Below are 12,147 nucleotides of genomic sequence, written 5' to 3'. Positions count from 1 at the left end.
CCGATACCTCGCCTCAAAAAACTAGCGGTAACTAATCGTCATTGGCAAAGCTGGTGTTATGCATGATTTGCTCGGTAATCTGTTCCAGCAGGGGCCACATGTGCGCCACGATGCGCTGGGCCCGCTCAGCCTCGTCGTCCGGCTCACCGGGCGCCAGCGTTTCCAGGTTGTGGCACAGTTCGGCCAGCCCCATGGCTCCCACGGTGCGCGCCGACGACTTGATGCGGTGCCCCAGTTCACGTACCTGATGCACGTCGCCGCGCGCCAGGGCCGCGTCGATATCGTCAAAGCCATCCTGCGTCGTCTGCAGGAACTTGAAGGCGAATTTGCGCACTTTTTCCGGATTGTAGCCCAGTAACTTGGCCAGGATGGACAAGTCGATCACTTGCGGGTCGCCCGCCAGCGTGGTCTTGAAGGCGGGCGCGGCGCGGCTGCGGGCAGGCGGCGGTGTCTCGCGCGCCGGCAGCCAGCTGGCGATGGTCTGGTACATCATGGCTGGCTGGATCGGTTTGGAAATGAAATCGTCCATGCCCGCTTCCAGGCAGCGCACGCGGTCTTCGCTGGTGGCCGTGGCCGTCATGGCCAGCACGCGCAGATGCGCCAGCTGCGGGTCGGCGCGGATCTCGCGCGTCGCTTGCAAGCCATCCATCAACGGCATCTGCACGTCCATCAGCACGCAGTCGAACTGCGTCTGGCGCAGCAGGTCGAGCGCCTCTTCGCCATTGTTGGCCAGGCAGACGCAGGCGCCCGCTTCCTCCAGCAATTCCAGCGCCACTTGCTGGTTGAAAGTGTTGTCTTCCACCAGCAGGATGCGCGCATGCTTGAGCGTGCGCATGACCAGGGCGGCGTCGGCGCTGGCGCGCATGGCCGCTGCCGTCTGCGCCATGCTGTCGAGCATGGCCGGCGCCGCCTGGTCGGAAATGCCGAGGTTGGCCGTGAACCAGAAGGTGCTGCCGGCGCCTGGGCTGCTGTCGACGCCCACGTCGCCACCCATCAGCTGTGCCAGCTGCTTGCAGATGGACAGGCCCAGGCCTGTGCCGCCATATTCGCGCGTGGTGGAAGTGTCGGCCTGCTGGAAGGACTGAAACAGCTTACTCATTTCATCGTGCGACAGGCCGATGCCGTGGTCGCACACTTCGAAGCGTACCAAACAGTTTTTTTCGTCCGCCACCACTTTGCGTACTTGCACGGTAATGCTACCCTTTTCGCTGAACTTAATGGCGTTATTGGCGTAGTTGATCAGTACTTGCCCCAGGCGCAGCGGGTCGCCCACCAGCACGGCCGGCAATTGCGGGTCGATCTCGAACAGCAGTTCCAGGTTCTTGCTGGCGGCGCGCGGCGCCACCACCGTCATCAGGGTTTGCACCACGTGGTCGAAACTGAAGTTGACGTGCTCGATTTCCAGCTTGCCCGCTTCGATTTTCGAGATGTCGAGGATATCGTCGATGATGCCCAGCAGGTGTTCGCCTGCAAAGCGGATTTTTTCCAGGTAATCGCGCTGGCGCGGTTCCAGGTCCGTCTTTAGTGCGAGATAGGCCATGCCGATCACGCCATTCATCGGCGTACGGATTTCATGGCTCATATTGGCCAGGAATTGTCCCTTCGCCAGGCTCGCTTCTTCGGCCATCTGCTTGGCCTGGTCGAGCTGCTCGGTACGCTGCGCTACGCGCTCTTCCAGATGTTCATTGAGTTCGCGCAAGGCGCTCTCGCTGCGCTTGTGATACGTGATGTCCGTCAGGCTGGCCACTACCATGCCTACCTTGCCGTATTCGTCGCGTATGGCCTCGGTATTCACGGATAGCCACGACAGGCTGCCGTCGTGCTGCTGGACGCCCATCAGCACGTCTCGCATGGCCTTGCCCGTCGACAGGGTGATGTGTACGGGATGGCTGTGCCGGTCGAAGGCGGAACCGTCTTCGCGGATGGCTTGCCACAGGCTGCGGTTGGCCGGACTGGCCGCCAGCATGCGTTCGGCGGCTGCGTTGCTTTCCAATATGTGTCCATGGCTGTCTTGCACCACCAGGCCGTTGGTGACGGCGCCAAATACGGACGCCATGCGCTGGCTTGAATTGGACAGGGCGATCGACGCCTGTCGCCGTTCCGTAATGTCGGTAATCATCGCCAGCGTGCCGCCCGGCTCGCCATTCTCCGATTCGATACTGGTGCTTGACAGCAAGCCCCACAGGCTGGACAAGTCCTTGCGCAAGAAGTGCAAGTCGACCTGCTCGGGCTGGCTGGCGAAGCTGCCGTGGCTGGCCAGGCGGCGCTGCATCAGCAACTGGCTGTCGCGGTCCATGAAATCGAGCATGGTACGGTTCAGCATTTCCTGTACCGTGTAGCCCAGCATATGCGCCATCTTCGGGTTGACGAAAGTGGTTTTGCCGTCCGCATCCGTCATCCAGATGCCTTCGGCGGCCGTCTGTACGATCAGGCGGTAGCGCTCCGAACTGGCGTGCAAGGCTTCTTCGGCGCGCTGGCGCTGCGTCATGTCGCGCAGCGAAACGATGGAAAACGCTTGCCCGGCTATGCGCAGCGGCGACAGGCTGACCTTGGCGGGGAAGTGCGTACCGTCGCGGCGGCGCGCCAGCATCACCCGGCCTGGCAGGCTGTGCCGCGCTTGCGGGTCGCCCGAGGGATGGTTGACCGTACTTTCAGGCACAAGTTGCTCCAGCGATATGCCCGTCAATTCGGCCAGGGGATAGCCGAAACAGCGCGCGCCGATCTGGTTGGCGTAATGCACCTTGCCCTCGATGTCGGCCACCAGCATGGCTTCGGGCGCCGCTTCCAGCAGTGAATGCATGCGTTCTTGCTCGTCTTGCTTGCGTGCGCTGATATCGCAGACGATACCGCTGGCCTGTGTGGCGGCGCCATCCGCAGCGCGCGACAGTACTGCGCCGCGCGCCAGCAGCCAGCGCCAGTGGCCGTCGCTATGGCGCAAACGGAATTCGCAATGAAAGGTGCCCTGCGCCTGGCCATCGAGATGCTGGCGAAATACAAGCATCAGGCGCGCGCGATCGTCGCGGTGCGCTTCGGCCAGCCAGTCGGATAGTGCATGCTCGAGCCTGGCGCTCTTGTCGCCCAGCATCTCTTGATATTGGGGCGCGAATTGCAGCAGGTTGGACTGCCGCCGCCAGGTCCAGCCAGCCAGGGCGGCGCCGCGCAAGGCTTGTCCGGCATCCTGCTCGACCAGTGCTTGCGCGGGCGGGAGCAGGCGCCGCAACTGTTGCCGCAGTCGCCAGGCTTGCCAGCAAGCCAGTCCCGCCAGGGCGGTGGCGCTGGCGGCAGCGTACGGCCACAGCAGTGTCGGCGTCATGCCGTGTACCGCCGCCTGCACCGGTAGCGCCAGTGCCATGCCTGCCGCCAGCAGCGTACGTGCAAGCCGATGCAGCGCAGGGCGCCGTCGGCGTGGTGCGCTGAAACTCGTATGACTGCAATACGGCAAATGCATCCCTTTCTGGGGCGTGATTGGACTCGATTGGCAGTGCATGATGCGCGCTCAAATAAGCGCCTGCGCCGCTTTCTGGCGGCAACTATAGCATCGAATATTTAGTCGCAGTATTTAAGTTCAGAAACGGCCAAAATGGCTTTTTTTTTGCCCCGGGTTGCCTGTTTTTTTTGTGATTTGGTGGGAATTGGTGAGAAAGTTGGCGCGAAATCGTGCTAATCAATCGCGGCGATAGCCTTAGGTAAAGCTGCCGGCGAACTGATAGCGGTGCCCGGGATGCCACATGGTGGCGATCGAGGCGATCTTGCCGCCCGAGCGCGTCTGGCGGCGCAGCACCAGGCAAGCCTGTTTCGTGTCGATGGCCAGCATTTCGGCGATGTCGCGCGGCGCCGACAGTGCCTCGATGCTGTAGGTGGCGCCTTGCAGGGGAGCGGCAGCCATCAGGTATTCGTTCGGCGTGATGCTGGAAAAATCCTGCGTCATGTAGTCGGGCGCGCACTCGGGATTGACCCAGCGGTCTTCCACCTGGATCGGCACGCCGTTTTCAAAATGCACGATCAGCGAATGAAACAAAGGATGTTCCGATGGCAAGTCGAATTGCTTTGCCAGCAAATCCGAGGCCTTGGTGCGTTCGAGCAATTGCAAGCTGCTGCGGTGGATATGCCCGCGTGCGCGTACTTCATCGGCGATACTCTTGATTTCCAACAAGGTTGCCTGGTATTTTTGCTGTGCTACATAGGTGCCGGAACCCTGGCGCCGCGTCAGCACCTGTTCGCTGGTCAGTTCGCGCACGGCGCGGTTGACGGTCATGCGCGAGACACCGAATTGTTTCACCAATGCTTGCTCGGAGGGAATTACGTCGCCTTCCTTCCAGCGTCCGGCGGCGATGCCGGCCAGCAGAAAATCCTTGATGCGCTGGAAAATAGGCGTATTTTCCTGGGTAGTATGGTCGTCCAATGCGGTTTCTCCGGGGCACGGGCAGCATGCGCCGCCGGCTGGGGGCGCGATGGCCGATTTTAGCACCGAGCACCAGGCCTGCCGCCAGCCTTTTTTTTGAATTCAAAAGCAAGCACCGGAGTGTGGCGCTGGCCGCCGCTGGCTATGCTGGCTACTGACTATTGACCTGCACGGAGTTCGCCATGGAACACTCTTACTCGACCGACGATGAACGCTGGGAGGCCCTGCAGCGGCGCGCGCCCGAGGCCGACGGCGTTTTTTATTACTCGGTACGCACGACGGGCGTGTATTGTCGCCCTTCCTGCGCGGCGCGCCCGGCCTTGCGCCGCAACGTGGCCTTCCACGCCAGTTGCGAGCAAGCCGAGGCGGCTGGCTTTCGTCCCTGTCTGCGCTGCAAGCCGAACCTGCCGCCGCTGGCCCAGCGCCAGGCGGCCATCGTGGCAGATATCTGCCGTCTGATCGATGCCAGCGAGGAGCTGCTGGAGTTGGACAGCCTGGCCAGGGCCGCCGGCATGAGCCGCTATCACTTTCACCGCGTCTTCAAGGCGCACACAGGCATCACGCCGAAAGCGTATGCGGCGGCGCGGCGCGGCGCGCGGCTGAAGACCGGTTTGCAGGGCGCGGCGAGTGTCACCGAGATCTTGTACGCTGCCGGCTTCAATTCCAGCGCCCGCCTGTATGCCGCGACGCCCGGCTTGCTGGGCATGACGCCGGGTGCGTTTCGCGCTGGCGGCAGCGGCGCCGTGATCCGTTTCGCCATCGGCGCCTGTACGCTGGGCGCCATCCTGGTGGCCAGCACGGACAAGGGCATCTGCGCGATTTTGATCGATGACGACCCGGAAGTGCTGCTGCGCGATTTGCAGGACCGTTTTCCGCAGGCCGAACTGCGCGGCGCCGAAGCCGCGTACGAGCAGACGGTGGCGCAGGTGGTGGGCCTGGTCGAGGCGCCCGCTATCGGCCTGGACTTGCCGCTCGACGTGCGCGGCACGGTGTTCCAGCAGCGCGTGTGGCAAGCCTTGCGCGAGATCCCTGCCGGCAGTACCGTCAGCTATGCCGAACTGGCGCAGCGCATCGGCGTCCCGCAAGGCGCGCGCGCCGTGGCGGGCGCTTGCGCTGCCAATGCGCTGGCCGTCGCCATCCCCTGCCACAGGGTGGTGCGCAACGATGGTGCCTTGTCCGGCTACCGCTGGGGCGTGGAGCGCAAGCAGGCGCTGCTCGAGCGCGAGGGCGAACGGTGAGGGCGCTGGACTGGCGCCAGATCGAGGATGCGCTGAATCAATACGGTTGCGCCGTCGTGCCGGGCTTGCTGAGTGAGCATGCCTGCACGGCACTGGCCGCGCACTATGACGATGCCTCGCGTTTTCGCAGCAAGGTGGTGATGCAGCGCCATGGTTTTGGCCAGGGCGAGTACCAGTATTGGGCCTATCCGCTGCCCGACATCGTGGCCGCCTTGCGCGAACAACTGTACGGGCCGCTGGCGGCGATTGCCAACCGCTGGCACGCCAGCATGGGCGTCGATAGCCGCTTTCCTGTGGCGCACGGGGATTTCCTGGCGCGCTGCCATGCGGCCGGGCAGACGCGGCCCACGCCCCTGCTGCTGCGCTACCGCGAAGGCGATTACAACTGCCTGCACCAGGACCTGTATGGCGAGCACGTGTTACCGCTGCAACTGGCCGTGCTGTTGTCGCGCCCGCAAGACGATTTCACGGGTGGTCACTTCGTGCTGACGGAGCAGCGCCCGCGCATGCAGTCGCGCCTGGAGGTCGTGCCGTTGGCGCAGGGCGACGCTGTCATCTTTCCCGTCGCGCAGCGCCCGGTGAATGGCACGCGCGGCAGTTACCGCGTCAACATGCGCCACGGCGTGTCGCGCCTGCATTCTGGCTTGCGCCACACCCTGGGCATCATTTTTCACGATGCGAGCTGAACGGTAGCTGCGGCGCTTGAGTTTCCAGGATTACATGGCATGATGGCTTTACGTGCCACTCTTTCATTTCTGCCATGTCCGTGTTGCTCCGCCTGCTGTGCCTGTTGACCATTTTCCTGTTGCCCGCAGCCCGTGCGGACGAGGGCGTGCCCGCGCTTGTTACGGAAGCCGCGTCCGTCATGGCGCCGTCGCAGCTTGCTGCGGCCAGGACGGCACCGCTGATGTTTGCCAACCGCAAGGTATTCGTCTTCCGCGCCGCGCTGGCCGGCTATCCTCCCGATGAACGCGCCATCGGCGCGCAGCGCCGCCTGGAAGGCGTGCTGGCGAAAAACGGACGCATGCAGACGAGCACGCGCATGATTGCTGAAGGCACGCAAGTGCTGCTCGATGGCGTGCAACTGTTCGTCGTCGTGCCTGGCGATGTCAACCAGCTGGCCGGCGATACGACGGAAAGCGTGGCCAAGGTGGCCGCCGAGCAATTGAGCAAGGCCCTCACCGATTATCGCGAACAGAGCAGCTGGCGCTATCTGTCGATCGCCGCCGCCATGTGCGCGGCCGCCACCCTCGTGTTCTGGCTGGTGTGGATGGGCTTGACGCGACTGTATCACTGGGCCAAGCGTCGCAGCGGCATCCTGCTGGCCTCGCGCTTGCGCGACGTGCGCCTGAAAAACGTGCGTGTGCTCGACGCCGAGCACTACATCGCCTTTGCCTACCAATTGCTCAGCGTCGTGCTGTGGGGCTTGCGCCTGATGGCCACGTATTTGTGGGCCGCGTTCGTGTTGGGCCGCCTGCCCTACACGCGTTCCTGGGGCGAAAGCCTGAGCGGCTACCTGTTCGCCGTGGCCGCCGACGTCTTGCACGCCATCCTCGGTGCCTTGCCGGGGCTGGTGCTGGTGTGCGTGATCTTCGCCATCGCGCGCCTGATCGCCGCCACGGCCGCCTCGCTGTTCAAGCGCGTGGAAAGCGGAGAACTGCAAATCGGCTGGCTCGACAAGGACACGGCCTTGCCCACGCGCCGCATCGCCAGCGTGGTGATCTGGCTGTTCGCGCTGGCCATGGCGTATCCGTATCTGCCCGGTTCGCACACGGCCGCCTTCCAGGGCCTGTCCGTGCTGGTGGGCCTGATGGTGTCGATCGGCGCGTCGAGCATCGTCGGCCAGGGCGCGAGCGGCCTGATCCTGATGTACACGCGCGCCCTGCGCAAGGGAGAATATGTGCGTGTGGGCGACAGCGAAGGCACGGTGGTCGACGTGGGCATGTTCGAGACGCGCTTGCGCACGGGCCTGGGCGAGGAAGTGGCCTTGCCGAACGCCTGGGTGATGTCGCAAACGACGAAAAACTATTCGCGCGCCCAGCCCGGCGGCGGCTTCGTGCTCGATTCCACCGTCACCATCGGCTATGCCACGCCATGGCGCCAGGTGCACGCCATGCTGGAACTGGCCGCGTCGCGCACGACGGAACTGTCCACCACGCCGAAACCTTACGTGATGCAGTTGGCCTTGCAGGATTACTACGTGCAATATCGCCTGGTCGCCTATGCCAGTGCCGAAGTCCCCCGCCAGCGCGCCGAAGTGCTGAACCGCTTGCACCAGAATATCATCGACGTCTTCAACGAATTCGACGTGCAGATTACTTCGCCGCACTACATCGATGATCCGAAAGAGTCGCACGTGGTGCCGCCCGGTGAATGGTTCAGGGCGCCGGCGCAGCGGGGGGAAGAATCGGGTCAAGTGGTGCCGTCCAAGCCCGGAAGTTGCTAGCGAGGGGATGGGCAGACTTCATCAATCCAGGCTTGCATGTCGCTGTTCGCTGTGAATCGGAATGACTTGCTAGGAATGACTTGTTGGCCGCCAACAGCCGTAGTTCTTACGCAGAATCTTCCTTGATAGCCATAGATGCGGCTCCCCATGCACCTTGAGCTTGCCGTAGTCGATTGCATCCTGGAACAGCATCCACGCCATGTCGATCTCGCCCTTGGTCAGCGGGCGAACCGTGTCCTTCACTTTGACCTGCTTGACGGACGAATCGACGTCCTTGTCGGTCGTCTTGATGCCTTCCAGTTGGACGACCTTGATGGCTGTCGAAGCGCGCGCCCTGGCTTTTCTTTTAGTGGGCCACGCGCTTGAAGAACATGTCGCAAGCGGTGGTACTGATGACATGGTGCCTGGCCATGGAACCTGCGCGATAAAACGCCAGCGTAGGCCAGCGGCGGTGGGGAACTGTTGACGGGGCGCAAGGCATGCGCGCCTGTGTCTGCCTGATTGACCATTTTGCCAATTTCTATACACTCGTCTATTCATTCACGACCTGGAGATGGAAATGCCGACCCTGCCAATGCGCCGCACCCTGCTTATTCTCGCTTGCCTGGGCACCCTCGGCCACGTGCATGCTGACACCGTCATCGACAATGCCAATGGCTATACGCTCGACGCGGCTGGCAAGGTGCTGCGTTTCACGGCGCTGGCCTTTGACGACGCAGGCAAGCTGCTCGCCGTCGGCAGTGCCGCGCAGGTGAAGCGCAAGGCGGCCAAGGGCGCCACCCATGTTGACGTGCAGGGCAAGATCGTGTTGCCGGGCCTGATCGACGCGCATGGCCACGTGTTTGGCCTGGGGACGATCGCCAGCGGCGTGATGTTGTACGGTTCCACCTCGCTGCCGGCCGCCGTGCAGGCCGTGGGCGACTTCGCCCGTGCGCACCCGGAGCGCAACTGGGTCGTCGGCAGTGGCTGGAACCAGGAAATCTGGAAGCTGGGGCGCTTTCCCACGGCGTTGGAGCTCGATGCGGCCGAAAGCGCGCGCCCCGTCTGGCTACGCCGCGTCGATGGCCATGCTGGCTGGGCCAACAGCCGCGCGCTGGCGCTGGCCGGCATCACGCGCGCCACGCCTGATCCGGCGGGCGGCAAGATCGAACGCGATGCGGACGGCAATGCCACCGGTGTGCTGGTCGATAACGCCATGGACTTGATGGACGCCGTGCTGCCCAAGCCCGGCGACGTGGAAAACCGCGCCGCCCTCGATGGCGCGCTGGCGCAGCTGTCGCAAGTGGGCCTGACCAGCGTGCACGATGCGGGCATCGGCCAATTGCAGGACCGATTGTTCCGCGATTACGCCGACCACGGCAAGCTGACGGTGCGCGTGTACGGCATGATCGCCGACACCACGGAAGACTTCGACGCGCTGGCGAAAAACGGCCCCTTGAACAGCTACGCGCGCGACATGTACGCCTTGCGCGCCGTCAAACTGCTGTCCGACGGCGCCCTGGGCAGCCGCGGCGCGGCTCTGCTGGCGCCCTACAGCGACGATCCGTCTACCCGCGGCCTGCTGTTCTACCCGGACGCCGCCATGCGCGCGAAGATGGATAAAGCCATGCGCGCCGGCTACCAGGTGAACGTGCACGCCATCGGCGACGCGGGCAACCATCAAATCCTCGACGCATACCAGGCCTTGACCGCGCAATACCGCAGCGCGGGCCTGCGCCATCGCATGGAGCATGCGCAGGTGGTGCAATTATCCGACATCCCCCGTTTCAAAACCCTGGGCATCGTGCCGTCGATGCAGCCCACGCACGCCACGTCCGACCAGAACATGGCGGAGCAGCGCGTGGGCCACGAGCGCATCAAGGGCGCGTATGCGTGGCGCACCTTCCTTGCGCAAGGTTCGCGCATCGCCTGCGGATCGGACTTCCCCATCGAGTCGCCGAATCCGTTCGAGGGCATCCACGCTGCCGTCACGCGGCAAAACAGCGCAGGATTCCCGGCTGGTGGCTGGTATCGGCAGCAAGCGATGACGGTGACGCAAGCGCTGCGCTGCTTCACGCTCGACGCGGCCTGGGCGGCGCACCAGGAAAAGGTCATCGGCACGCTGGAAGCGGGCAAATGGGCGGACTTCATCGTCGTCGACCAGGACCTGTTCAAGGTGGCGCCGACGGCGATTGGCAAGACGCAGGTGCTGCAGACGTGGGTGGCGGGCCAGCGCGTGTACGAGAAAAAATGAGGGCTGGGGGCAGACCCGTCGGGTGACCTCAAAGAAAATCTGTTGACTTGGTTGTATAGACAACCTATGCTGGGAGCACCAGAGCGGACCACGCATGTCCGCTCGCACCCTACGAGGAGACAGCATGAATAGCACAATGGACACCGATCCACGCTTTGATGCCAGCCGTACCATCCGCGCCCCGCGCGGCACGGTCATGGCTTGCAAGAGTTGGCAGGCCGAAGCGGCCTACCGCATGTTGCAAAACAACCTGGACCCGGAAGTGGCGGAAAATCCGCAGCATCTGGTGGTCTACGGCGGCATCGGCCGCGCCGCCCGCAACTGGGCCTGTTTCGACCAGATCCTCGCCTCGCTGCGCGAACTGGAAGACGACCAGACCTTGCTGATCCAGTCCGGCAAGCCGGTGGGCGTGTTCCAGACCCACGCTGACGCGCCGCGCGTACTGATCGCCAACTCCAACCTGGTGCCGAAATGGGCTAACTGGGAACACTTCAACGAACTCGATCGGCAAGGCCTGTTCATGTACGGCCAGATGACGGCCGGCAGCTGGATCTATATCGGCACGCAGGGCATCGTGCAAGGCACGTATGAAACCTTCGCCGAGGCGGGGCGCCAGCATTTTGGCGGTGACTGGGGCGGGCGCTGGATTTTGACGGCGGGCCTGGGCGGCATGGGCGGCGCGCAGCCGCTGGCTGCCACCATGGCGGGCGCCGTGTCGCTCAATATCGAATGCCAGCAAAGCAGCATCGACTTCCGCTTGCGCACGCGCTACCTGGACAAGCAGGCGGCCAGCCTGGACGAAGCCCTGGAACTGGTCAAATATCACACTGAACGCAAGGAAGCCATTTCCATTGGCCTCTTGGGCAACGCGGCCGAAGTGTTGCCGGAACTGGTGCGCCGCGCGAAAGCGGGCGGCATGCTGCCGGATCTGGTGACGGACCAGACATCCGCGCATGACCTGGTCAACGGTTACCTGCCACGCGGCTGGAGCGTGTCGGACTGGAAGGCGGCGCAACAGGACCCGCAGCGCCACGCGCGCCTGACGGTGGCCGCGGCCGATTCCTGCGCCGCCCACGTGCAAGCCATGCTCGATTTCCACGCCATGGGCGTGCACACTGTCGATTACGGCAACAATATCCGCCAGGTGGCGTTCGACCAGGGCGTGCAGAATGCCTTCGACTTCCCCGGCTTCGTGCCCGCCTACATCCGCCCGCAGTTTTGCGAAGGACGCGGGCCGTTCCGCTGGGTGGCCTTGTCGGGCGACCCGGAAGATATCTACAAGACGGATGCGAAGATCAAGGCACTGTTCCCGCACCATAAGCAGGTGCACCATTGGCTGGACATGGCGCGCGAGCGCATCGCCTTTCAGGGTTTGCCGGCGCGCATCTGCTGGCTGGGACTGGGCGAGCGCCACATCGCCGGCCTGGCCTTCAACGAGATGGTGCGCACGGGCGAGCTGAAGGCACCGATTGTCATCGGCCGCGACCACCTGGACACGGGTTCCGTCGCCAGCCCGAACCGCGAGACCGAAAGCATGAAGGATGGCACCGACGCCGTTTCCGACTGGCCCTTGCTGAACGCCATGCTGAACACGGCCGGCGGCGCCACCTGGGTCTCGCTGCACCATGGCGGCGGTGTGGGCATGGGTTATTCTCAGCATTCGGGCATGGTGATCGTGGCTGACGGCACGCAAGGCGCGGCGAAACGCCTGGCGCGCGTGCTGGTCAACGACAGCGGTTCGGGCGTGATGCGCCATGCCGATGCCGGCTATGAAACAGCGGCCGCCTGCGCCAAGCGCAACGGCCTGATTCTTCCCATGCTTCCTTGA

8 protein-coding genes are annotated in these 12,147 nt (G+C 63.8%); 5 read left to right on the top strand and 3 right to left on the bottom strand.

The genetic code is table 11. The features are described 5' to 3' along the window. Positions 1-31 precede the first annotated feature (31 nt). Together ACQ4V8_RS06920 and hutC are read right to left on the bottom strand one after the other, a co-directional pair. Positions 32-3,352 (bottom strand): PAS domain-containing hybrid sensor histidine kinase/response regulator, encoded by a 3,321-nt coding sequence (locus tag ACQ4V8_RS06920; RefSeq protein WP_010401540.1) that lies wholly within the window; start codon positions 3,350-3,352, stop codon positions 32-34. Between the two features lie 330 nt (positions 3,353-3,682). Beyond that, the gene (gene hutC, locus ACQ4V8_RS06915) at positions 3,683-4,402 is read right to left on the bottom strand and encodes a histidine utilization transcriptional repressor HutC (protein WP_070346186.1); all 720 of its coding nucleotides are present in this window, start codon (positions 4,400-4,402) and stop codon (positions 3,683-3,685) included. A 182-nt stretch (positions 4,403-4,584) separates the two neighbouring features. Here hutC and ada point away from each other — a divergent pair, with 182 nt between their 5' ends. From ada to ACQ4V8_RS06900, 3 genes are all read left to right on the top strand, one after another. After that, positions 4,585-5,640 (top strand): bifunctional DNA-binding transcriptional regulator/O6-methylguanine-DNA methyltransferase Ada, encoded by a 1,056-nt coding sequence (gene ada / locus ACQ4V8_RS06910; protein ID WP_436571131.1) that lies wholly within the window; start codon positions 4,585-4,587, stop codon positions 5,638-5,640. Next, complete coding sequence (locus tag ACQ4V8_RS06905) at positions 5,637-6,326, top strand: 2OG-Fe(II) oxygenase (protein ID WP_436571130.1); 690 nt, start codon at positions 5,637-5,639, stop codon at positions 6,324-6,326. Before ada ends, ACQ4V8_RS06905 begins: the two co-directional genes overlap by 4 nt. Before the next feature lie 74 nt (positions 6,327-6,400). After that, on the top strand, positions 6,401-8,086 hold the full coding sequence (locus ACQ4V8_RS06900) for a mechanosensitive ion channel family protein (RefSeq protein WP_436571129.1): 1,686 nt from the start codon (positions 6,401-6,403) through the stop codon (positions 8,084-8,086). A 69-nt stretch (positions 8,087-8,155) separates the two neighbouring features. On the opposite strand, the gene ACQ4V8_RS06895 is transcribed toward ACQ4V8_RS06900, so the two are convergent. After that, positions 8,156-8,485: a hypothetical protein gene (locus ACQ4V8_RS06895; RefSeq protein ID WP_070346189.1), complete on the bottom strand. Its 330-nt coding sequence runs from the start codon at positions 8,483-8,485 to the stop codon at positions 8,156-8,158. Positions 8,486-8,645: 160 nt separating this feature from the next. On the opposite strand from ACQ4V8_RS06895, the gene ACQ4V8_RS06890 reads away from it, so the two are divergent. Beyond that, entirely contained in the window at positions 8,646-10,319 is a 1,674-nt protein-coding gene (locus ACQ4V8_RS06890) for an amidohydrolase (protein ID WP_436571128.1), read from the top strand. A gap of 124 nt (positions 10,320-10,443) precedes the next feature. Then, positions 10,444-12,147, top strand: coding sequence for a urocanate hydratase (gene hutU, locus ACQ4V8_RS06885; RefSeq protein ID WP_436571127.1), 1,704 nt, complete (start codon positions 10,444-10,446; stop codon positions 12,145-12,147).

The sequence above is a fragment of the Janthinobacterium paucivorans genome, assembly GCF_051380805.1.
In the GTDB taxonomy this organism is placed as follows: domain Bacteria; phylum Pseudomonadota; class Gammaproteobacteria; order Burkholderiales; family Burkholderiaceae_D; genus Janthinobacterium; species Janthinobacterium lividum_D.
Note: the sequence above shows the minus strand (reverse complement) of the source record. Positions and strands in the feature narration are given on the sequence as shown.

What these genes read in the sequence shown, in the direction of transcription:
- ACQ4V8_RS06920 (WP_010401540.1), bottom strand. Translation starts at nt 3,352, where the DNA reads ATGGCACTGGCGCTACCGGTGCAGGCGGCGGTACACGGCATGACGCCG.
- ada (WP_436571131.1), top strand. Translation starts at nt 4,585, where the DNA reads ATGGAACACTCTTACTCGACCGACGATGAACGCTGGGAGGCCCTGCAG.
- ACQ4V8_RS06900 (WP_436571129.1), top strand. Translation starts at nt 6,401, where the DNA reads ATGTCCGTGTTGCTCCGCCTGCTGTGCCTGTTGACCATTTTCCTGTTG.
- ACQ4V8_RS06895 (WP_070346189.1), bottom strand. Translation starts at nt 8,485, where the DNA reads ATGTCATCAGTACCACCGCTTGCGACATGTTCTTCAAGCGCGTGGCCC.
- ACQ4V8_RS06890 (WP_436571128.1), top strand. Translation starts at nt 8,646, where the DNA reads ATGCCGACCCTGCCAATGCGCCGCACCCTGCTTATTCTCGCTTGCCTG.
- hutU (WP_436571127.1), top strand. Translation starts at nt 10,444, where the DNA reads ATGAATAGCACAATGGACACCGATCCACGCTTTGATGCCAGCCGTACC.